Below are 20,226 nucleotides of genomic sequence, written 5' to 3'. Positions count from 1 at the left end.
TCAGTTATGGCGGTCGATCCTCTCCGTTACGCGCCAAAAGACCCCTGAGCCGTCAACATCGACTATCTCGTCGGTTATACCGTGCTTATCCCGGTAATCGTGTACCGCCTGTCTGCACGCCTCGATGTTTCCGTAATCGTCGACCACGCAGAATCCGCCGACAGAAATGCGCGGGTACAGCGGATTTAGCGCCTGAATCGTCGATTCATACAGATCGCCGTCGAGACGCAGCAAAGATATCTCGTCAACCGTCAGTGAGCTGAGCGTGTCCCGAAACCATCCCTTGACGAAGTGCACGTGCTCATCGAGGAGGCCGTAGCGCTCGAAGTTCCGCGCGACGTCGGCCTCGCTGACAGCTAGGTACCAGGCCTCCTTGTCCAGCCGGATCCCGTTGTCCTGTGGGAAGTTCGAGGTGTCCGGTGACGGTAGACCTTCGAAGGAATCGCATAACCACAGGTCTCGCTCCGCGCCGTATGCGGCCAGTACGCCCTTCATGAATATCGACGCGCCGCCCCGCCAGACGCCGGTTTCCACCAGGTCACCGGGAACTGACTCGGCGACGATGGTCTTGATGCACTGGTGCAGGTTGTCGAGTCGGCGCAAGCCAACCATCGTCTCGGCGTGCTCGGGCCAGTCGAGACCGTATTCGCGCTGGTTGCTGTCGTACGGTTCTTGGCGCGCGACGACCAGGCCCTTCTTGCGAAACTGCGCCTGTACCGGACGCAGGAACGGGACGCGGCTAAAGCGTGCCTCGGTGAGCACGCCGTCGCTGAACCCGTACCGAGTCAACATGCGCGCAAGGAGATCGATGTAAAGCTCGCGTGCGCGATCGGTCATGTCGAGTGCATCCACGTGCGCGGGCTTCCTAGAGCCCCAAACCGTGCGCCAACACCGGCCAGGACGTCTTGAAATCGTCCTGCCAGTAGGACCAGGCGTGCGTACCGTTCGGGCGGAAATCGAAGGTCGCGGGAATGTTGGCCGCCGCGAGGCTGGCCTGCAGCTTGTGCGCACACAGGTTGATCGCGCCCTCGAGCGCGCCGCCGACCACGATTTGGTCCGCCAGTTTCATCACGTCGTTGTTGAAGTACGGGTTGGCGAGAGTGTCGTACCGGCCCGGAAGTCCGCTGCCGTTCGAGATGAACATGTCCACTCCGCGCAGGCTCTCGGGATGTTGCGTTACGTCCTTGGCCGCCCACTCGGGGTCCAGCGGCGGCCCCCACATGTTGTCGGCGTCGCCCTGGCCGTACTCCATCATGCTGGCCCGCACGATCGCCTGACCGAGCGGATCGCCGGTGTCGGCGCAGCCACTGTAGACGGCCACGGCCTTATACAACCCGGGGTTTTCGGCGGCCAGTTGTAGTGCCGCGGTGCCGGTGCGGGAGATACCGGCGGCAGCATTGCGGCCGTTGGTGCCCAGTGCGGAGTTGATGATCGGTGGAAGTTCGCGGCTCAGGAATGTTGCCCACTTGTTGACGCCGAGCTTCGGGTCGGGGTTGCGCCAGTCGGTCCAGTACGCGTTCTCGCCGCCCGTCGGGATGACGACATTGACGTTCTTGTCAGACAAGAACTGCATGCCGTCGGTGACCTGTCGACGGTTCTCGCCGTCGAGTAGGTACAGCGCGGGACGCGGCTGGCTGGTGTCGGCGGGTCGTTGCACCCGCACCGGCACATCGCGGTTCATCGCAGCGGAATGCACGGACATTTCGATGGTGCGGGGATCGACCACGGTGAAGGACGTGAGCTTTGAGCCATCGGCGGCGACCGTGTTGGCCAAAGGCTGGCCGGAGGAGATGACTGGGTCAGCTGCGGCGACCCCGGGGTTCACGATGAACAGTCCAGCGGCACACACCGCCGCCGCGAGCAGTACTTTCCCGTGGCTGCACGCCATAGTGATCCCCTGCGGTTGAAGCGTTGTGACATCTTGGCTTCGACGTCGGCCTGAGGATACCGGCGCGTTACAAGCCGCCGACCCCGCGCCGACCAAAAAGGACTGGATCGTGACCGGAGGGTGACGAACGGCCAACCCCTGTGCGTGAATTTTCACCGCCCGCGGTGAAAATTCACGCACAGGGAGGGTGTGGGTCGATACCGCGTAGCCTTGCCAGGTATGAGCAATCCCGACGATCCCTGGCGTTCGCAGGGCAGCCGCGACCCGGCCGCCCATGGCGGCGGTGACGGTTGGGCCGCGCCCGGCGGTGAAGGTTGGTCCGCCCCGAGCGGTGACCAGCCGACGGATCGATACGCCAACCCCGACCAGCCCACCGAGCATTACGGCTGGGGACAGGCCGGCTACCACACGTCCAACCCGTACGAGGCGTACGGCCAGGTCCCGCCCAACGCGACCGCCCCCTACCCGCCGGCGTACAACACGAACGCTTACGGACAGCCGAATCCGACGCAGGCGTACCCCACCTACTACCAGCCGCCGGGCGGCTACCCACCGGGAGAGATCCCGCCGCTGGAAACCACCGGCGGCCCAGGCGGTCCACGCAAGCCGCACCGATGGATCCCGATCCTGGCCGTCGTGGGCATCCTCGCGTTGGTAGGTGTGATCGCATTGGCTTGGAACCTCAGCAAGAGCGACGACAGTTCCAGTGACCAGGCAGCCGTGACCCCCACGCACAGCCTGCCGATCCCGCAGCAGACCCTCCCGCGCACCGGCGGTCCGCTGACCACCGTCCAGATTCCGGGCCTCAACGGCAGCAATACCACCATGGGCAAGGTCGCGTCCAACGATGGCACCACCATCACCCTCAGCGACTTGAGTGGCGACACGGTGACCATCCAGACGGACGACAACACCCAAGTCCTCGGCCTGACCGGCACCAAGGTTTCCGACCTCAAGGTCGGCGACACGATCATCGTGCAGGGCGACAAGGTGGGCAACGGAACGATTCACGCCACCTCGATCGTCAGCATGGCGCTGCCCGACTTCGGCGGCTTCGGCAATCCTCCGAGGTAGACGGCGGCGCGCAGCTTCGCCTACGGGCGTGTGACTGCAGAAATGGCTAGGGTGTCAGGCGATGACGGCAATGTGGTTCGGACTGGCTGCGATCGCATTCATAGGTGCGGGCGCTCTGCTGTACATCGACCACATCCAGCGTGCGCGTTCCGGACACGTCCGTCAGGTCTGGGCGAAGGCGCAGGGCTACACGTTCACCCCGGAGGAGCCGCAGCTGCCGGCCACCTGGCGCCGCGCGGCGCTGGCCAAGCAGGATTACCTCTCCGCGGTCGACGTGGTCAGCGGAATGCGCAGGGGGGAGAAGTTCTACCTGTTCGACCTGGAAGAGACGGCCACCATCGTCGCTGTGCAGCGCGACATCGGCTCCGACGTCGACATCGACCTCCGGCTGAAGTCGATGTCGCCGCCCAAGGACGCGGACATGGAACTGCTCGGCGCGATGGGCCCGCGGATCGTGTTTGCCACCGATCTGGAGATTGCCCGCCGGGTCTGCGACCAGCGCATGGTGGCGTTCGCCGAGTCGCTGCCGCCGAAGCTGCAGATGTTGTGGAGCGAGGGTTCGTGGACGCTCGGCTCGCTGCCGGTCACCTCGACCGGACGCGAGTGGGACGAGGCCATCGACGCCGTCACCCGGCTGTCGGGGATGCTGCACGTGTTGCCGCCGGTGCGGCAGCCGCAGGGCTTCCGGTCGACGCGGCCAGACCCGGGCCGGCCCAGGCCGCGACCGATTGCGGAGGAGCCACCCGCCGAGGGATTCGGTAATCAACCGCGGTGGGATCAGGGCCCGGCACCCCAGCCCTGATCCTGCGTGTTTGCCGATAGGCTTTGCCGCATGTCGAACGGATCACTTCGCCCCGTGGCACTCGTCACCGGACCCACGTCGGGATTAGGCGCGGGATTTGCCGAGAAGCTGGCGTCGCGTGGATATGACCTCGTGCTGGTAGCGCGCGACGAGCAACGACTGCAGGAACTGTCGAACAAGCTGGCCCGCGATTACGGCGCCGAGTCGGAAATCCTGCCAGCCGATCTGGCTTCCGTAGAGGGCCGCGACGCCGTCGCAGAGCGACTGAGCAAAGGCGTCCAGTTCCTGGTCAACAACGCCGGCTTCGGCACGTCCGGTGAGTTTTGGGAAGCCGATCCGGCGCTCTTGCAGGCCCAGTTGGATGTGAACGTCACCGCGGTGATGCAACTGACCCGGGCTGCGCTACCGCCGATGATCGCCGCGGCGAAGGGTTCGATCATCAACGTGGCCAGTGTGGCCGGGCTGATCTCGGGTCGCGGATCGACCTATTCGGCGTCCAAGGCCTACGTCGTGGCGATGACCGAGGGGTTGTCCGGCGGGCTGGCCGGCACCGGCGTGCGTGTCCAGGCGCTGTGCCCGGGATTCGTGCACACCGAGTTCCACGAACGCGCCGGGATCGCGATGGAGAGCATTCCGAAGCTGATGTGGCTCAACGTCGACCAAGTGGTGTGCACGTCCCTTGAGGATCTCGACAAGGGCAAGGTGATCTGCGTTCCGGGTCTGCAATACAAGGTGATCACGTCGGCCGGTCGGGTGGTGCCCAAGTCGGCGGTACGCAAGCTGAACAGCCTCGTCGGACGCGGCCGGGGGCGCACCTAGATGAGCGACCGCGACGAACTTGCCGCGCTGGTGCGGGAATTGGCCGTGGTGCACGGCCGCGTGACACTTTCTTCCGGCCGCGAGGCCGACTACTACGTCGACCTGCGCCGCGCGACTTTGCATCACCGCGCGGGCCCGTTGATCGGCAAGCTCGTGCGAGAACTGGTGGCGGACTGGGACTTCGACGCCGTCGGTGGTCTGACCATGGGCGCCGACCCGGTTGCGCTGGCGGTGATGCACGCGCCCGGTCGTCCGGTGGATGCCTTCGTGGTGCGCAAGGCAGCCAAGGCGCACGGCATGCAGCGTCAGGTCGAGGGCCCTGAGGTGGCGGGCAAACGCGTTCTCGTGGTGGAGGATACGACTACGACCGGCAACTCTCCGCTCACCGCAGTGAAGGCGCTGCGTGATGCGGGCGCAACGGTGGTCGGGGTGGCGACTGTGGTGGACCGTGCGACGGGTGCGGATGCGGTGATCGCGGCGGAGGGGCTCGAGTACCGGTCGGTGCTCGGCCTCGGTGACCTCGGGCTGGCTCAGCAGTGAGCTCGCCGGACCTCGGCGCGGCGGGCCGCGCCGATCTGGTGGCGGCGCTGCGCCGGTTGCGGGAGCTGATCAATTCGCCTGGTAACGACTTTGGCTGGTCGTCGTGGATTGGTCCGGACGACGCGAGCATCGATATCGACGCACTCATAGCCGAGGTCTGTGACGGCGAGGTGCCAACCATGCGGGTGGCGTTCGTGTTCGCGCCCACCGGACCGGCGCACGAGGTCGCGGCCAGCAGCGGTTGGGATGCGGAGTTTGCTGAGCTGGCCCGCCATGGTGAACGGGCGCTCGCGGCCATCGAACACGCGCGTGTTTCGAGGGTGGCGCGACATGCCCGGTTTTTGTGTTCGCTCTGTGGCGCGGCGGCCGGTGACATCGAGATCGATACTGTCGAGGGTCCGGGAACGGTGGTGCGCCACAGTTTTACTCGGCCAGTGCGGCTCATGCTGGCAGCCCCCGGCGCGGGCAGGCTCCGAACTGCCTTGGGCGACAGGGATTCTGCGACGGTGTTTGCCCTGGATCCAGAACTGGCGCCATGGTTCTGCCCGATGTGCCGGCAGGACTACTGTGCCGCGCACTGGGAGCGGTGGGACGTCTTCGACGGAGACAGCGACAGGTCGCACGACAGTATTCGCGGGCGGTGCCCGCAAGGGCATGAGCGGATGCTCGAAGGCTAAAGGGGGAGTAGTTAAGTGGGCAGTCTGGTCGAACGGATCCTCGATCAAAAGCCGCGACTCGACCTGATTCCTGAGCGTGCGGTGGCCTTCGAGCGTCCGCAGAGCATTTCGGTGGTGATACCCGCGTACCAAGCGCTGCCGGAGATCGGCGAGCAACTCGAAGCGCTTGGGCGTCAAGACTTCACTGGGACGTTCGAGGTGATCGTCGCCGACAATGGAGGCAGCCCTGAGTTGCGAAAGTTCGTCGAAAACCATCCGCTCGCTGACAAACTGGCGCTGCGGTACGTGGACGCGTCGGACGTACGGGGGTCCGGCGCGGCTTGTAATCGGGGCGTGCGCGAGGCGTCGATGCCCTTCATTGCCTTTTGTAACCAAGATGACGCTGTGCACCCGAACTGGTTGTCGGAATTGGCGGAAGTCGGGTCTGAGTACGGGATCGTCGGTGGCGCGCTCGAAGGCGAGTCGCTCAACGATCGCGCCGTCGCGCAGTGGCGTCCGCTCCCGCCACCGCACAAGCTGCCGGTAATCGGTCACTTTTTGCCCATGACGTTTGGTTGCAATATGGGTATGTGGCGCAGCGTGTTCGAGGAGATCGCTGGTTACGACGAAAGTTTTGGTGGCTCAGGGTCCGGCGGTGACATCGACATCTGCTGGCGCGCCCAGCTGGCCGGTTACCGATTGGGATATGCGCCGGACGCCGTGGTGGCCTATCGATTTCGGTCGAAATTGCGCGACGCTTACGAGCAGGCAAAGGGTTACGGCATTGCGGAGGCCCGCGTTTCACGGCAGTATGCTGATCTCGGTGCGCGCGGCGACAATCCGATCATGCTGCTCGGCTATCTAGGCTGGCTCGCGTTCATGTTGCCGGCGTGGCCGTGGAACTGGAGCCGGGCACGCATTGGGCAATGGGTGTGGGCCGCGGGAATCGTGAACGGCCGCTTGCGCGGTAGCTGGCGGTATAAGCGGTTCTATCTGTGATGTCTGCGGTGCAGTTGCGGATATGCACACATGTATACACACAGTCCGTCAACGTCTGCCTCGTCGGCGTATACACACACGCATACACAAGGCTGAGTTGCCGAGCGTCGCACCAACCATAAAAGCAGGGGTCCCCTACTGCGTGTGAACGCTAGTAGGGGACCCCTGCTTCCGGAGTGGCGAAAGGTTAGTCGTCGCCGACGGTGATCGCCTGCGCCTCCTCGACGCTGTGCGGCGCGGGATCGTGATCGTCCACGTGCGCCAGCACCTTTCGGCCGGTCATGAGCACGCCCACGGCGGCGACGGTGCACGCCGCACCCAACCAGAACGGCACGTGCATGTTCTGTTCACCGAGCTTGCCGGCCACCCACGGTGCGATCGCGCCACCGACGAACCGAACGAAGCTGTAGGCGGCCGAGGCGGTGGCCCGCTCGACGGGCGCCGCGATCATCACGGTCTCGGTGATCAGCGTGTTGTTCACGCCGAGGAAGAAGCCGGCCAGCACCACGCCGATCATCAGGACGGCCTTGTCCTCCGTAAACGCTGCCATGGCAGCCAAATCCAGCGCGAAGAGCAGCAGCGAGGCCACCATCATCGGCAAGGTGCCGAACCGACGCTGCAACCGTGGCGCGAAGAACACCGACGCGACAGCCAGCGCCAAACCCCAGCCGAAAAAGATGAAACCGATTGCGTACGTACCCATGTTCAACGGGAACGGGGTGTAGGCCAGCAAGGTGAAGAAGCCAAAGTTGTACAGCAGCGCGGTGATTCCGACGGTCAGCAGTCCCCGGTGCCGCAGTGCCTGGAACGGTGCTGCCAAAGACGTTGGGTTGGCTGGCTTCGGCCCCTCGGGCAGCATCACGGTGATCAGGATGAACGCCACGGCCATCAGTGCCGCAACGCCGAAGAATGGTCCCCGCCAGCTGATTCCGCCAAGCAGTCCACCGACCAGGGGACCGGCGGCGATGCCGACGCCCAAAGCGGCTTCGTACAGGATGATCGCGCGGGAGACACCGCCGCTGGCAGCGCCGACGATGGTGGCCAGTGCGGTCGCGATGAACAGCGCGTTACCCAGGCCCCATCCGGCACGGAAGCCGACGATGCCATTGATCGTGTTCGACATACCCGCCAGCGCCGAGAACACCACGATGATGGCCAAACCTGCGAGCAGCGTCTTCTTGGCGCCGAATCGGCTGGAGACAACGCCGGTGATCAGCATGGCGACGCCGGTGACCAGCATGTAGCTGGTGAACAGCAGCGACACCTGCGACGGGCTGGCATGCAGCTGATCGCCGATGGGCTTGAGGATCGGGTCGACCAAACCGATGCCCATGAACGCGATGACACTGGCGAACGCCACTGCCCACACGGCGCGGGGCTGGTCGAAGAAGCTGGGTGATTTTGTCGAGCCGGTTTCCGCAGGGGCTCTGTCTACTGTCGTGGTCATGAGTGGAGGGCCTTTCCGAGCATCGCAGCGAGGAACGAGCGAGGAGCGGACGAAAGGTCCGTAACGGGTAACACGGTCATGAGGCTTTCCTCGAATGTGCTTGCGGATTCTGTTCTTTGAGTGCCTGATACAACTCGGCGAGGTCTTGGTGCAGGCGGGTGATGAGGTCGGGATCGATCTGCGACAGCCGCGGCGTGAGGGCCTTGCCGATTGCTTCCCGCGAGCGGGTCAACTGCTCGTGGCCGGCGGAAGTGATCTCAACGACCACGGCTCTGGAGTCGTTGGGATCACGGCGCCGGGTGGCGAACCCCTGCTGAATGAGCTTGCTGACCAGCGCGGTCGCCGACGGCTGCGAGCAGCGGTCGATATGAGCGAAATCGCTGATCCGCATGGCGCCGTACTCGTCGAGCAGCGACAGCGCCCGGGTGATGGCGCGCGGTCCGCTCTCGGGAGCCAGCGCGGCGGCGAGCCGGCTGATCCTGGCGGAGGTGGTCACCAGTCCGACGGCCACGTCGTGGAGCTCAGCTGGTTGGGATTCGGTCACCTCTATATTGTTGCATAAGCTAACTATATAGAGAACCTATGTACTTGTGGCGTTCCTCATAGACCGGTGTGTGTATCGATGTGTGTATAGCTCAAAGCGAGCTCGAGACGGCAGCGGTGTGTATATGTGTGCGCATATGGTCAGCCGTTAAGGAGGCGGATCGCCGCCACCGGACACGACTCCGCCGCCAACTCGGCTCCGGCAACGTCGGAAACCGAATCCTGCAGCACCGAAGATTTGCCGTCGGAATCGACCGCAAAGAGATCGGGCACCAGCGATTCGCAGAAGCCGTGGCCCTCGCAGCGGTCGCGATCGACCTCGGCGCGCGTCACCGCGACACCGCAAAATTACGCGCGGGCAACCGCTGCAGATCGACCGGCAACCCGTCGGCGGGCGTCGGGCCGGTACCCCAGGTGAGCGGCACCTCATAGTCGCTCGGCACGCTCCAGGTGTAGCGCAGCAGCATTTGGTGCATGGCCGCCTTCACTGTCATGCCGCCGAAGTACAACCCGATGCACTTGTGCGCGCCGCCGCCGAACGGCGACCAGGCGTAGCGGTGTGATTTGTCCTCGCGCCGTTCCTCGCTGAACCTTTCCGGATCGAACTCGTTCGGGCGCTCCCACCATGGCTCCATCCGCATCGACGCGTACGCCGAGATCATCACGTCGGTGCCGGCGGGCACATAGTGGCCGAGGATGTCGGTGTCCTTCACCGCCTGGCGGAACAGCACACCGGCCGGTGCATACATGCGCAGCGTCTCCTTGAACGCCATGTCCAGCGCGGGCAGCTTGTCGAGGTCGTCGTAGGTCAGCGTCGGCTTCCCGAGCGCCACCGATTCCGCGCGCAGCCGGTCCTGCCACTCGCGGTTGCGGCCCAGCAGATAGGTCAACATCGACAGCGCAAGTGTCGAAGTGTCGTGTGCGGCCATCAGCACGAAGATCATGTGGTTGACCACGTCCTCGTCGGTGAACCGGTGACCTTCGGTGGTCTGCGCACGGGAGAGCACGCTGAACAGGTCTTGGCCGTCGCCGGCGCGCTTGGCGGCGATGTGCGAGCGGAAGTAGCGCTGCAGGTACTTGCGGCCGCTGAGCCCTCGGGACCAGGTGCCGCCCGGGATGCTGGCACGAACGAACGCCTGCCCACCGCGCACGGTGTCCTCGAACGCTCGCTCGAGCTTGCGCGCCTCGGGCCCGAGGTGCTCGCCGACAAAAACCTCCGTGGCCAGGTTCAGCAGCATCTGCTTGGCGTGGTGGTAGACGTGAAAATGCCCGCTCGGACGCCAGTCGTCGAGTTCGCGCGAGATCAACGGCGTCATCATGTCGAGGTAGCCGATCAGGCGTGGGCGGGTGAACGCCTGCTGCATGATCCGCCGGTGATAGAGATGCTCGTCGAAGTCGAGCAGCATCAGTCCGCGCCGGAAGAACGGACCGAGGAAGTACTCCCAGCCGAGTTCGCTGGAGAAGGCCTTGTTCCGGTTTGCCCAGACTTCCTCGACCGCGGCCGGCCCGATAGCGGCGACCATCGTGTGGCCGAAGCTGCTCGTCCACGAAACTTCGCCGTAGCGCCCGTACAACTGCCGGCCCAAGGCAAGCACGTCACGCAGACCCTCAAAAGTGTGCCCGACCAGCGGCGCGCCGCCGTCGCCCATGACCGGCAGGAGGCCGCTGTCGGGCGGCGGATCGGCCAGCGGCTTGACCTTGGCGGGATACAGTTCGGTGAGCGCGGCGGCTTTCGCCTGGATCGACCGGGTCAGGTTCATCGCGGGAGTCCTTCTCGCGTCGTTGCGGAGACTGTCACAATTGAGGGCGGTCGCCATCAATTAGGACCGACGCATCCAAACTTGTCAAGATGTACGCATGCCAAGCAAGACCTGGGGGGGACGCACGTCGGCGGAGCGAAAGGCCGACCGGCGAGCGCGGTTGATCGAGGCCGCCCTGGCCATCTGGACCGAGTCCGGGTGGGCGGCGGTCACCATGCGCGGTGTGTGCGCCAAGGCCCAACTCATCGACCGGTACTTCTACGAGAGCTTCGCCGATCGCGACGAACTGCTGGCCGTCGTGTGGGACCAGATTCGCGACGAGACCACGCAGATGCTCGATGATCTGCTCGAGCACGGCGCCGGCGAGGAGCCGTTCACGCTGCTGCGGCGCGGGGTGGCCGTGCTGGTGGAGCAGGTCGCCGAGGATCCGCGACGCGCGCACATTCTGTTCGGAAACCATGCCGGCAGTGCGGTTCTCGAGGAACGGCGCCAGCAGATGCTGCAATCGATGACGGCCGTGTTTATGGCTGCCGGGCGGCCATACTTGCGACCCGATGCGGACTTGAGCGCCTTCGAGTCAGCGTCGTTCATGTTCATCGGCGGATTTCTCGAGCTGATCACCGCCTGGCGCGCGGGTGTGGTGACCGCCGACGCCGCGCAGATCATCGAGCACGCAGCCTGGGTTGGCACCACCTTGGGCACACCGTTTCTTCCGGAGGGTAATGATGCGCGCTGAGCATGCGGTCTATGCGGCGGCTTCCGTCGCGACGGTGTATGGCGCACTCTCCGACCGGGAATGGGTACAGCAGGTGGCCAAGCCACTGATCGGGCCGAGCCTTGCGGTGCGTGCCGTGCGCTCTGGTGATTGGCTGTTGGTCGGGTCTTTGGCGGCGGCGACCGTCGGGGACATCTTGCTGATCGAACCCGACGACGATCGACGGCTCACCCGCGGCGCGTTGTCGTTCGCCGGAATGCAGAGCGGATACGCGATTGCGCTGTGGCGCCGGGGTGCTCGGCCGACTACCCCTGCGCTCGCGCCCCGGATCGTGGGGTGGCTCGGGGCTTCGGTGTTGTTGCGTGCTCGGGCGCGCGCGGTCGCGCCGACTTTGACCGGCTACGGCGTAACCCTCGCAGTGGCAACGACTTTGGCGTCCGACCCTACGTTGGCGCCGGAGTCCAGCGTGGTTGGCGGACTGGCCGTGCCCGGCGCTGATCGCCGTAGCTGGCTGGGACTGGGGGCGTTGCTGTTCACCGTCTCCGACGCGTTGATCGTGGTGCGACGGGTGCTGTTGCGCTCATCGCGAGCGAAGCGGTACGCGGAGGGCGTCATCCTGGCCACCTACGCTGCGGCGCAAGGCTTGTTGGTGGAAGGGATGCTGGCCCAGGCCGTCGACGAGCGGGTGCCACCCGTTCGCGCGGGACACCAGGTGTCAAATTTGGTCGAAGAATGAGACCTGATGTCCCGCCCGTAACCACAGCCGTCACGGGCACAGCATGATTCGATCCCGATCGTGCGGGTCGACACGAATCGAGATGTATTCGCCGATGGCGAAGTGCGGTTTGTCGATCGGGGCGACGTCGTACAGCACTCGGCCGTTGTAGGTTTCCGAGCCCGGGACGGTGAGCTCTAAATCGAGTTCGGTTAATTCCGTCGCGTGATCGGTGCGGCAGATCCGGTGCATGTCCTCGATCCGTGCCCAGCCTTCGAGCCCATGCTTGCGCAACTGTCGATCGGCGCGACTCGGCCGGTTCGCCCACATCATCGCTAAGCCGACCACCGAGCCGTAGCACCCCACCAGGCACACCGCCTGATACGGAACGGTCGCCGGGATGGTGAGCGGCCGCAACCAGGCGGCCCAAACCGCAAAGAGCACCAGGTACCCGGCGCTGGCGCCGAGCACCGCGCGAAGGAATCGCTCGTGGGCCATTGCACTTTCCAGCGTAGGCGCGTATGCGCCCCAACGCCGCAGGGGCTCAGCGGAAGTTCACGATGTTGAGGTTCAGCGGGAACTGGTCGGTGCGCTGCGGCGGGTTCGCCGGGAGATTCCGCGCCCACACGCCCTCGACGCCCGGCGCGGCCGCGAATGCCACTGGATCCACCTGACCGGCGAGCTCGAATTTGTCGATCACATACGGCACCCCGTTGGAGCCCAACGGCGACGGGCCGTCCATGAGGTGCACGTGCAGGTGCGGCGCCGAAGTGTTGCCGGAGTTGCCCAACTTGCCCAGCACCTGCCCGACGTGGACCTTGTCACCCGGGTGAACCGTCACCGAGCCCTTCTGCAGGTGCGCGTACGACGCGTAGACCCCGTTGCCGAGATCGAGCACCACGCCGTTGCCGTCGACCGTCTCCATCGTGATCGACGCTGGATTCGGCAGCGTGCCGGGCACCTGGTCGGGCAGGTCGTTGATGGTGCTGACGACGGTGCCGTCGGCCACGGCGAGCACGTCCTGGCCGTAATCGGCATAGTTGGTCGCCACCTTGGGATCGCCGTGGACGAACTGCCCGTCGTCGCCGAGCAACATCCAGTCGATGGCGAAACGCTGCGAGTCGTACTCGGAGCCGTTGACCGACGAAAGTGAGCCGCGGTGCACGATCTCGCTGTTGCAACAGCCGTTCGTGGCGACCCAGTGGTTGCCCCGCAGCGGTGGGCTGAGCTTGGGTAGTGCGCGCTGCGAAATGATGAGGGACGCAATGGTGTAGGTCATGGGGTCAGGCGTGGTGCCGGCCGGGTTCGACGCCGCGTGCAAGGTGAACCGGTGCGCGATTTCCTTCGGCACGCTCGCGCTGTCCGGGAACGAAAGCTCGATGTACAGGAATCGGCTGCCGTTCGCTTCGATGGCGGCGTTGTCGGCCGGCGCCGGCATCAAGGTGCGCAGCCGAGAGACCAGATCCTGGCCGGCGAACTGGGCGATGGGCTGCGTCGGCTTGCTGGGATCGATGATTGCGACGCTGTCGATAGTCGCGGGCGCGAGCTTGGTGTTTGTGAGCTCGAGCTCATAAACGAGGTGGAAGTGACCGTCGGTGCCGGGAAACGCGACGGGATGCAGATCGAGCGGGCGGGCCGTCACCGGGGTGAACACATCGGGGGACGCGGTGGCCGGAGCGGACGAGGAAGCAGGGGTTTTGGTCGAGACCGGCGGCGATTCCGTCCCGCCGCACGCCGCAATCGTGAACGCGGCAGCTAGGACAGCGAGTGGGCGCACAATCGAGGCGCGAGACATGTGACGCTCCTACTGGTCGATCGAGCCATTCGGTGCTGCACATACGCTTGCCGGTATGACAAAACCGACCGTGTTCATCACCGGCGCTGCGGCCGGCATCGGCAAAGCGACAGCCTTAGAATATGCCCGCCGCGGCTATCTGGTCGGTGGGTTCGACGTGGATGTCGCCGGGCTCGAGAAGCTGCGTACCGACATCGAGGCAGTCGGCGGTAGCGCTCTGCTCGGGGTGCTCAACGTGGCGGATCCGGCGCACTGGGACCGGGTGCTCAGGGAATTCGCCGTCGAGGCTGGTCGACTGGACATCCTCATCAACAATGCCGGCGTCTTGAGCGCCGGGCAGTTCGCCGAAATGAGCGTGGCGACCCACAAGCGAATGATCGACGTCAACTTCGCGGGGGCTGTCTATGGCGCGCGGGCCGCGTTCCCCTACTTGAAGGAGACGGGCGGCGCGCAGGTGGTCAACCTCTGTTCTGCCTCGGCCATCTACGGCCAGCCCGAGTTGGCCACCTACAGCGCCACCAAGTTCGCGCTGCGCGGCCTGACCGAGGCGTTGAACCTGGAGTGGCGCCCGCATGACATTCGCGTGATCGCCATGTGGCCGCTGTTCGTGCAGACCGGGATGCTGAACGGGGTGGACACGGCCAGCACCCGCTCGCTCGGGGTGCATTTGACGCCGGAAGATGTGGCGAAGTCGATCTGGGACGCCACCCACCCGAAACGGTCGCTGCTGCCGACCGTGCACTATCGAGTCGGCCTGCCCGCCAAGCTGTTTGCGCTGGCGGCCCAGTTCTCGCCGCCGTTTGTCACCCGAGCAATCAATCAGGTGCTGAGCCTGGCGTGAGCGACGAATTACCCGGACCCACCGAGTGGGGGACCGAAACTCATGGGGTTGGCCCGTGGAGCGTCGAGCACGACGAACCGCCGCCCGACGACCCGCGCCTGGACCCCGAGCTCCTCGCACACGGTGACCGCCGCAATGTCGTTGACGCCTACCGGTATTGGACGCGCGAGGCCATCATCGCCGACATTGATCGGCGGCGGCACCCGCTGCATGTCGCGATCGAGAACTTCGGGCACGACGCGAACATCGGGACGGTGGTGCGCACGGCCAACGCGTTTGCGGCCGCCGCGGTGCACATTGTGGGCCGGCGCCGGTGGAATCGGCGCGGTGCCATGGTGACCGATCGGTATCAACGGATCGTGCACCATCCCGACACCGCCGCATTGGCGGAATTCGCTGCGCTGCAAGGTCTGACGATCGTCGCGGTGGACAACGTGCCCGGATCGGTGCCTATTGAGACGGCGCAGTTGCCGCGGGAGTGCATACTGCTGTTCGGGCAGGAGGGCCCAGGGGTGACCGATCATGCCAAAGAGGCTGCTGCGCTGACCGTTTCGATCGCACAGTTCGGCTCGACCCGCAGTATCAATGCGGGGGTGGCCGCGGGGATCGCGATGCACACGTGGGTGCGCCAGCACGCCGATCTAGGAAAGGCTTGGTGACACAATCGCCGACATGACATCCGAATGGGCCGCCCGTGCTGACGCCGCCGAGGCCGCAATCCTGGCTCGCCATCTACGACGCGTGTGGTCGGTGCCGTCGACGAGGCTAGGCGTGTGCGGGTGGCCGGCCACGCGAGACGAGCGGTGGTTCGGGCCCTGGAACTATTGGTGGCAGGCGCATCTCATCGATTGCGCCGTCGACGCGGCATATCGTGCACCCACTGCCGCACGGACGGAGCGGATCAAGTGGCTGGCCCATGGCCAGCGGCTGCGCAATGTCAGCGGGTGGACCAGCAGTTTCTACGACGACATGGCGTGGTTGGGCCTCGCGCTCGAACGTGCCCAGCGGGTTACCCGACTGTCGTTCGATCGTCCGGTGCGGACGCTGTCGGAGCAGATGTATCGGGCGTGGGCGCCCGAGCGTGGCGGGGGAATCCCGTGGTGTCGGGGGTCCGACTTCTACAACGCGCCAGCTAATGGTCCGGCCGGAATACTGTTGGCACGCACAGGGAATGTGGCGCGCGCTGTCGAGATGGCGGACTGGATTGACGCGACGTTGCGCGATCCAGCTACGAATGTGATCCTCGACGGAATCCGGCCCGATCGCGCCGATGCGCTCGAGCGTGCGGTGTACACCTACTGTCAGGGTGTGGTGCTCGGGCTCGAAACCGAGCTGGCACTGCGGATTCCGAACGGGGAGCACCCGATGCGGGTGGCCAGGCTGGTCGGTGCGGTGGGGAGCCGGCTGACCCGGGACAGGGTGATCGTCGGCGGCGGAGGCGGTGACGGGGGGCTGTTCAACGGCATTCTTGCGCGCTACCTGGCGTTCGTGGCGGTGATGCTGCCCGATGATCCGTCCACCCGCGCGGCCGCCGCGCGAATTGTGCTGGTGTCCGCGGAATCTGCGTGGCGCAATCGTGAGCAGGTGGATGGTCTGCCGTTGTTCAGCGCTGATTGGTCGACTCCCGCACGAATGCCTACGGCGGATTCGGGTGCGGCGCAGTTCAGCGGCGGGACCGTGCAAAGCAGTGTGGTGCCCGAGCGTGATCTGTCGGTGCAGTTAAGCGGCTGGATGCTGATGGAGGCGGCGGCGTACTTGAGTGCGGCCGGGTACTAGATCTTTCTCGAGGTCACCCGCCAGTTGTCGTCGTGCTGCAGTCGATCGACTGCAGCACGACGCAACTTAGCGGGCGACTTCGCACAGGCGCACCCGTGACGGGAAAGGTTTGCCGCGCGCGAAACCGCGTTCCAGACGGCGCGCTAACGCACTTGGTTTTTCGAGATCCGACCAGGTCCAGCGGACGACGTTCCAGCCTGCCTCGCGCAACCGGTCTTCGCGCAGTTTCTCGGCGACTACCACGTCGCCGGGTGCTGCATCCGGTGGCAGGTCACGCAGATACTTGGCCTTGCCGTCGAATTCGCCGATCACACCGAACTTCTCCCACAGAAAGTCCACTCTCGCGAGCCAATGCCCACTCGCGTTGAACACCTCGGCCTGTAACTGTGGCGGCGGAACTCCGGCACGGTGCATCAGCACACGGCTGCGGGACTCGCCCACGCTTTCGCTACGGGCGTCGAGAAACTTGATCGCTCGACGCGCGGCCGGATTCCCGTAGCGGCCCCTGCTTTCCTCCAACAATGCTGCCAGCGTCCCGTCCGTCACCAGCAGTTGACGTTTGGCGGCGTCACCGATTACGACAGCGGCCTGCAGCGGCAACGTCCGGCAAACGTCGACGACGGTTCTGGCGGGATCAGTTACCCGCATACCTTCGACAACGCAGGTCCGTTCCGGCGCGAGCGCCGCACTGTGGATGTACGTCTGCTTGGTCTTGCGGCCGGTTGCGCCAGGCCGAGTGACGTGTACGAGCGAGAGGTCAACGCCCCACACCGGCAGGCCGAACGCGAGCGCTGCCGATGTGTGACTCAAGGCCGCGTCGACGGGCATCTTGGCCAGCACGCATCGCGCGCGGGCGAGGTGCTGGGCTTCGCAGCCGAGGTCAGTATCGGAGCGCACATAGAGGCCTGACCGAAGCCGAATCAGGTTGCGCTGACTGCACAACGTACGCAATTCGTGGTCGGTGAGACCGCGTTGCAGCGCCTCCCGGCGGCTGATCAATTCGGGCAGGTCTTCGTCCATGCCCCCAATGGTGCGGAATCGCACAGTGCACTCAACGGCGCCGACCAGCGTGTTCAGTCCATCTGGGGATTGCGTCGGTGCTGTGGATAACGGTGTTAACCGCCGCCGCCGCCGTTTGTCGTCTCCGTTCCCCTGAGGTCACCCGCCAGTTGTCGTCGTGCTGCAGTCGATCGACTGCAGCACGACGACAACTGGCGGGTGACTTCCGCAATTACAGGAACCCGAGATCCTTCCTGCCACTACCGACCACCGGCTCCGGGTCACCACCGAGCACTTTGCCGACCAGTTCGTGGTAGATGTCACGGAAGTCGACGGTGCTGTAGAGGTCGCCGTTGTCGAGGTTGGTCAGGCTCGGCTCGTCACCATAGAAACCCCCGCGCACCGGCGCGCCCGCGATGAACACCGGCCCCGCGGTGCCGTGATCGGTCCCGTGCGATGCGTTCGCGCGCACCCGGCGCCCGAACTCCGAATATGCCACCAGCACAACGTGCTTACCGCGCTCGTCACCCGCCATGTCTCGCAGAAAACCAGAGACCGCGCTGTCCATCGTGCCCAGTAGCGTCTGCTGGGTGGACCGTTCGTCGGCATGGGTGTCGAACCCGTTGAGGCTCACCGTGTACACCCGCGTCGGCACCCCCGCCTTGACACACTTGCCCACCGCATCGAGTTGCGCCGTCAGCGCGTTGCGGCCCTTCGCCGGCTTGGCACCAACCTGCACTGACGACAGCGCGTGTGCCACCTGCTGCTCGGCCCGGTACGACGCACACACCATCGCTTCGGCAGTGCCGTCCTCGCTCGAACTGGTCCCGAGCCCCCGTGCCGCCGTGGCCAATTCCGCGGGCAGCGCCTTCGCGCCGACGTCCAGCGCGGCAGCCGTCGCCTTCGACCCGACCGCCAACGGCGGCAACACCGAACCGATGTTCACCGCGCGCAGCGGATCGTCACCGGTCGCGTCGAGCCAGCGCCCGATCCAACCGGTGTTCACCGGTTCATCAGGAGAGGCGGTCTGCCAGATGTCCATCGACCGAAAATGGCTGTGGTCAGGCTTGGGATAGCCGACACCACGCACGATCGCCAGCGACTTGTCCTGCCACAGCTGCGCCATGCCCTTCATCGCCGGATTCAGTCCCAGTTGCGAATCGAGGTGCAAGACCTCCTCGGGCTTGTACGCAAGATCCGGCCGCGCGTCGTGATAGGCATTGTCGGCGTAGGGAATAACCGTATTGATTCCATCATTGCCGCCATACATGGTCAGCAGCACCAGGATTGACGTCCCCGCCGCCAGCGGACGACCGGCCGCGCTGCGGTGCAACTCCTCCCAGGTGATGCCCGACGCCCCGGCGAGCAGGCCGAGCGCACTCGCCACACCAGCCCCGAGCAGGAACTTGCGTCGATCGAAATCCGCCACACCAGCCCCCTTCAGACGGTCAAGTATTCGGGCGTGTTGAGCGCAATGGCGGTGAGCTGCGCCGGGTTTGACACGTGCGGCGCGAGAACCGCCGCACTGCGATCACTCCAGGCGCCGATCCCGAGCAGGTGCCCCACGGCGTCCACCCGGTCGCTGCGTGCTGCTTGCGACACGGCGCTGAGGTCTGCCCGTGCGGTCAACTGCTGTGCCGTGCGCAACCGCAACTCGGCCGCCGCGGTGGACAACCAGGCCTGCCCGCGCGGCCACCCGCCGACACTCGGCGGGTAGAACGGCAACTGCCCAAGGTTGCGCAGCACACTCGCCAGGGTGAGCGCTTCGGCCTCGGTATCGATCGGCACCTGCAGTCCGCGCACAGCCCCGACCAGCCAGTCGACCGGGCCCAGCACGATCGAGGTCCGCCCCGCCTGCACATCTGGATCGGTCAGAACGGCCGTGGTCAGCGCCGCGAGATTTCGGTTCGGGCCGTAGGCAGCCAACAGTCGGGACAGCGCTTCCGGCGACGGCGGAGTGTCCGACACCAACCGCTGCCACAACGAACCGGCGACGTATCCGGCGGACTTCGGGTGGTCGAGAACGGCGTCGCAGAAGCCGCGCGCATCCAGGGGACCGGTCACGCCCAGCACTGTTTTGATGCCGCCGTCGTGCCGGCGCGGATTGAACACGGACGTCCCGTCGGGCCGGATGGTCCAGCCGGTGAGCGCCCGCGCCCCTTGCCGCACATCGGTTTCGGTGTAGCCGTTGCCATGGCCGAGGCTGAACAGCTCCATGAACTCACGGGCAAGGTTCTCGTTGGGCGCCTTGGCCGTGTTCTGATTGCCGTCGAGCCAGCGCAGCATGGCCGCGTCGGTCAGCATTGCGTACGCCAGCGATCGGAAATCGCCACGCGCGCCGGCACGCAACTTCGCATTCTGCGCGGCCATGTATCCGGCCGCGCGGACCTTCTGCACCGACGTCGCAAAGTGGTTGTGCCAGGTCATGGTCAGCTTCTCATGCAACGGTTGCTGCACCGCGACCATTCGCTGCAGCCACCACGCCGTGAGTGTGCTGAGCTGCGACTGCACCTGCTTGTTGTGTTGCTTGCGGGCAACGATGTCGGCGGCCTTGCCGGGTGCCTGCAACGCAGGAAAGGTGGGTACCGGGGTGCGCCGGGCGCCGGGATCGCTTTCCGGGTCGGTCTGCAGGGCCGCGGAAATCAGGGCTCCGACATCACTCCCCACCGCGGCATCGACCTCGCTGCCGCGAGCGCCAAACCCGGCGCAGCGCAGCACTCGTGCCGCCGCCAACCACTGCGCGGATTGGTGTGCCATAGGTTCAAGTATCCCGACGATCGGGCGTCGGAAAATCCATCGGCGGAGATCTTCAGTAAACCGTCAGGTATCAAACATCAGACCGGTGCAGATCGGGCAA

The 20,226-nt window shown here is 65.4% G+C and carries 22 protein-coding genes; 11 read left to right on the top strand and 11 right to left on the bottom strand.

Features of this window, described 5'->3' with window-relative positions:
• Together FOS14_RS20810 and FOS14_RS20805 are read right to left on the bottom strand one after the other, a co-directional pair.
• Positions 1-837, bottom strand: coding sequence for a TylF/MycF/NovP-related O-methyltransferase (locus FOS14_RS20810; RefSeq protein WP_143772755.1), 837 nt, complete (start codon positions 835-837; stop codon positions 1-3).
• Positions 838-865: 28 nt separating this feature from the next.
• Positions 866-1,888 (bottom strand): alpha/beta hydrolase family protein, encoded by a 1,023-nt coding sequence (locus FOS14_RS20805; protein WP_143772752.1) that lies wholly within the window; start codon positions 1,886-1,888, stop codon positions 866-868.
• 219 nt (positions 1,889-2,107) lie between these two features.
• Between FOS14_RS20805 and FOS14_RS20800 the strand changes: the two genes are divergently transcribed.
• The 6 genes from FOS14_RS20800 to FOS14_RS20775 all read left to right on the top strand — a co-directional run bounded on the left by FOS14_RS20800 (position 2,108) and on the right by FOS14_RS20775 (position 6,778).
• Entirely contained in the window at positions 2,108-2,962 is an 855-nt protein-coding gene (locus tag FOS14_RS20800) for a DUF5666 domain-containing protein (protein WP_143772749.1), read from the top strand.
• Between the two features lie 70 nt (positions 2,963-3,032).
• Positions 3,033-3,764: a hypothetical protein gene (locus FOS14_RS20795; protein ID WP_255450496.1), complete on the top strand. Its 732-nt coding sequence runs from the start codon at positions 3,033-3,035 to the stop codon at positions 3,762-3,764.
• Between the two features lie 30 nt (positions 3,765-3,794).
• Positions 3,795-4,583: an SDR family oxidoreductase gene (locus FOS14_RS20790; protein ID WP_143772748.1), complete on the top strand. Its 789-nt coding sequence runs from the start codon at positions 3,795-3,797 to the stop codon at positions 4,581-4,583.
• A complete protein-coding gene (pyrE, locus tag FOS14_RS20785) occupies positions 4,584-5,123 on the top strand; it encodes an orotate phosphoribosyltransferase (RefSeq protein ID WP_143772746.1) in 540 nt (179 codons plus the stop codon). It begins immediately after the preceding gene.
• A complete protein-coding gene (locus FOS14_RS20780) occupies positions 5,120-5,800 on the top strand; it encodes a hypothetical protein (protein WP_143772745.1) in 681 nt (226 codons plus the stop codon). Before pyrE ends, FOS14_RS20780 begins: the two co-directional genes overlap by 4 nt.
• A gap of 15 nt (positions 5,801-5,815) precedes the next feature.
• Positions 5,816-6,778, top strand: a complete 963-nt coding sequence (locus FOS14_RS20775; protein ID WP_255450494.1) for a glycosyltransferase family 2 protein — start codon at positions 5,816-5,818, stop codon at positions 6,776-6,778.
• Between the two features lie 187 nt (positions 6,779-6,965).
• Here the strand turns inward: FOS14_RS20775 and FOS14_RS20770 are convergent, their stop codons facing one another.
• The 4 genes from FOS14_RS20770 to FOS14_RS20755 form a co-directional block, all read right to left on the bottom strand.
• Positions 6,966-8,225, bottom strand: coding sequence for an MFS transporter (locus tag FOS14_RS20770; protein WP_143772743.1), 1,260 nt, complete (start codon positions 8,223-8,225; stop codon positions 6,966-6,968).
• A gap of 76 nt (positions 8,226-8,301) precedes the next feature.
• Positions 8,302-8,769, bottom strand: coding sequence for a MarR family winged helix-turn-helix transcriptional regulator (locus FOS14_RS20765; protein ID WP_255450493.1), 468 nt, complete (start codon positions 8,767-8,769; stop codon positions 8,302-8,304).
• Between the two features lie 140 nt (positions 8,770-8,909).
• Positions 8,910-9,101 (bottom strand): ferredoxin, encoded by a 192-nt coding sequence (locus tag FOS14_RS20760; protein WP_143772739.1) that lies wholly within the window; start codon positions 9,099-9,101, stop codon positions 8,910-8,912.
• On the bottom strand, positions 9,098-10,528 hold the full coding sequence (locus tag FOS14_RS20755; protein ID WP_143772737.1) for a cytochrome P450: 1,431 nt from the start codon (positions 10,526-10,528) through the stop codon (positions 9,098-9,100). The genes FOS14_RS20760 and FOS14_RS20755 overlap by 4 nt, the downstream gene beginning before the upstream one ends.
• Before the next feature lie 97 nt (positions 10,529-10,625).
• On the opposite strand from FOS14_RS20755, the gene FOS14_RS20750 reads away from it, so the two are divergent.
• Positions 10,626-11,264, top strand: coding sequence for a TetR/AcrR family transcriptional regulator (locus FOS14_RS20750; protein WP_143772735.1), 639 nt, complete (start codon positions 10,626-10,628; stop codon positions 11,262-11,264).
• Positions 11,254-11,979 carry a lysoplasmalogenase gene (locus FOS14_RS20745; protein WP_143772733.1) on the top strand — a complete coding sequence of 242 codons (726 nt, stop codon included), beginning with the start codon at positions 11,254-11,256 and terminating at the stop codon, positions 11,977-11,979. The genes FOS14_RS20750 and FOS14_RS20745 overlap by 11 nt, the downstream gene beginning before the upstream one ends.
• Positions 11,980-12,009: 30 nt before the next feature.
• Here the strand turns inward: FOS14_RS20745 and FOS14_RS20740 are convergent, their stop codons facing one another.
• The gene (locus FOS14_RS20740) at positions 12,010-12,456 is read right to left on the bottom strand and encodes a hypothetical protein (protein ID WP_143772732.1); all 447 of its coding nucleotides are present in this window, start codon (positions 12,454-12,456) and stop codon (positions 12,010-12,012) included.
• A gap of 46 nt (positions 12,457-12,502) precedes the next feature.
• On the bottom strand, positions 12,503-13,753 hold the full coding sequence (locus FOS14_RS20735; protein ID WP_143772731.1) for a M23 family metallopeptidase: 1,251 nt from the start codon (positions 13,751-13,753) through the stop codon (positions 12,503-12,505).
• A 55-nt stretch (positions 13,754-13,808) separates the two neighbouring features.
• Here FOS14_RS20735 and FOS14_RS20730 point away from each other — a divergent pair, with 55 nt between their 5' ends.
• Genes FOS14_RS20730 through FOS14_RS20720 form a run of 3 tightly spaced genes read left to right on the top strand, consistent with a single transcriptional unit; the run spans position 13,809 to position 16,370 of the window.
• Positions 13,809-14,594: an SDR family oxidoreductase gene (locus FOS14_RS20730; protein WP_143772730.1), complete on the top strand. Its 786-nt coding sequence runs from the start codon at positions 13,809-13,811 to the stop codon at positions 14,592-14,594.
• A complete protein-coding gene (locus FOS14_RS20725) occupies positions 14,591-15,253 on the top strand; it encodes a TrmH family RNA methyltransferase (protein ID WP_143772729.1) in 663 nt (220 codons plus the stop codon). Before FOS14_RS20730 ends, FOS14_RS20725 begins: the two co-directional genes overlap by 4 nt.
• A 13-nt stretch (positions 15,254-15,266) precedes the next feature.
• The gene (locus FOS14_RS20720; protein ID WP_143772728.1) at positions 15,267-16,370 is read left to right on the top strand and encodes a glycoside hydrolase family 76 protein; all 1,104 of its coding nucleotides are present in this window, start codon (positions 15,267-15,269) and stop codon (positions 16,368-16,370) included.
• Between the two features lie 66 nt (positions 16,371-16,436).
• Here the strand turns inward: FOS14_RS20720 and FOS14_RS20715 are convergent, their stop codons facing one another.
• The 3 genes from FOS14_RS20715 to FOS14_RS20705 form a co-directional block, all read right to left on the bottom strand.
• Positions 16,437-17,390: a hypothetical protein gene (locus tag FOS14_RS20715; RefSeq protein WP_143772727.1), complete on the bottom strand. Its 954-nt coding sequence runs from the start codon at positions 17,388-17,390 to the stop codon at positions 16,437-16,439.
• A 211-nt stretch (positions 17,391-17,601) separates the two neighbouring features.
• Positions 17,602-18,798 carry a DUF1501 domain-containing protein gene (locus tag FOS14_RS20710; RefSeq protein ID WP_143772726.1) on the bottom strand — a complete coding sequence of 399 codons (1,197 nt, stop codon included), beginning with the start codon at positions 18,796-18,798 and terminating at the stop codon, positions 17,602-17,604.
• 11 nt (positions 18,799-18,809) lie between these two features.
• The gene (locus FOS14_RS20705; protein ID WP_143772725.1) at positions 18,810-20,126 is read right to left on the bottom strand and encodes a DUF1800 family protein; all 1,317 of its coding nucleotides are present in this window, start codon (positions 20,124-20,126) and stop codon (positions 18,810-18,812) included.
• Positions 20,127-20,226 lie beyond the last annotated feature (100 nt).

The sequence above is a fragment of the Skermania sp. ID1734 genome (assembly GCF_007489285.1).
Taxonomy (GTDB): domain Bacteria; phylum Actinomycetota; class Actinomycetes; order Mycobacteriales; family Mycobacteriaceae; genus ID1734.
Note: the sequence above shows the minus strand (reverse complement) of the source record. Positions and strands in the feature narration are given on the sequence as shown.

What these genes read in the sequence shown, in the direction of transcription:
- FOS14_RS20810 (WP_143772755.1), bottom strand. Translation starts at nt 837, where the DNA reads ATGACCGATCGCGCACGCGAGCTTTACATCGATCTCCTTGCGCGCATG.
- FOS14_RS20805 (WP_143772752.1), bottom strand. Translation starts at nt 1,888, where the DNA reads ATGGCGTGCAGCCACGGGAAAGTACTGCTCGCGGCGGCGGTGTGTGCC.
- FOS14_RS20800 (WP_143772749.1), top strand. Translation starts at nt 2,108, where the DNA reads ATGAGCAATCCCGACGATCCCTGGCGTTCGCAGGGCAGCCGCGACCCG.
- FOS14_RS20795 (WP_255450496.1), top strand. Translation starts at nt 3,033, where the DNA reads ATGTGGTTCGGACTGGCTGCGATCGCATTCATAGGTGCGGGCGCTCTG.
- FOS14_RS20790 (WP_143772748.1), top strand. Translation starts at nt 3,795, where the DNA reads ATGTCGAACGGATCACTTCGCCCCGTGGCACTCGTCACCGGACCCACG.
- pyrE (WP_143772746.1), top strand. Translation starts at nt 4,584, where the DNA reads ATGAGCGACCGCGACGAACTTGCCGCGCTGGTGCGGGAATTGGCCGTG.
- FOS14_RS20770 (WP_143772743.1), bottom strand. Translation starts at nt 8,225, where the DNA reads ATGACCACGACAGTAGACAGAGCCCCTGCGGAAACCGGCTCGACAAAA.
- FOS14_RS20755 (WP_143772737.1), bottom strand. Translation starts at nt 10,528, where the DNA reads ATGAACCTGACCCGGTCGATCCAGGCGAAAGCCGCCGCGCTCACCGAA.
- FOS14_RS20750 (WP_143772735.1), top strand. Translation starts at nt 10,626, where the DNA reads ATGCCAAGCAAGACCTGGGGGGGACGCACGTCGGCGGAGCGAAAGGCC.
- FOS14_RS20745 (WP_143772733.1), top strand. Translation starts at nt 11,254, where the DNA reads ATGCGCGCTGAGCATGCGGTCTATGCGGCGGCTTCCGTCGCGACGGTG.
- FOS14_RS20740 (WP_143772732.1), bottom strand. Translation starts at nt 12,456, where the DNA reads ATGGCCCACGAGCGATTCCTTCGCGCGGTGCTCGGCGCCAGCGCCGGG.
- FOS14_RS20735 (WP_143772731.1), bottom strand. Translation starts at nt 13,753, where the DNA reads ATGTCTCGCGCCTCGATTGTGCGCCCACTCGCTGTCCTAGCTGCCGCG.
- FOS14_RS20730 (WP_143772730.1), top strand. Translation starts at nt 13,809, where the DNA reads ATGACAAAACCGACCGTGTTCATCACCGGCGCTGCGGCCGGCATCGGC.
- FOS14_RS20720 (WP_143772728.1), top strand. Translation starts at nt 15,267, where the DNA reads ATGACATCCGAATGGGCCGCCCGTGCTGACGCCGCCGAGGCCGCAATC.
- FOS14_RS20715 (WP_143772727.1), bottom strand. Translation starts at nt 17,390, where the DNA reads ATGGACGAAGACCTGCCCGAATTGATCAGCCGCCGGGAGGCGCTGCAA.
- FOS14_RS20705 (WP_143772725.1), bottom strand. Translation starts at nt 20,126, where the DNA reads ATGGCACACCAATCCGCGCAGTGGTTGGCGGCGGCACGAGTGCTGCGC.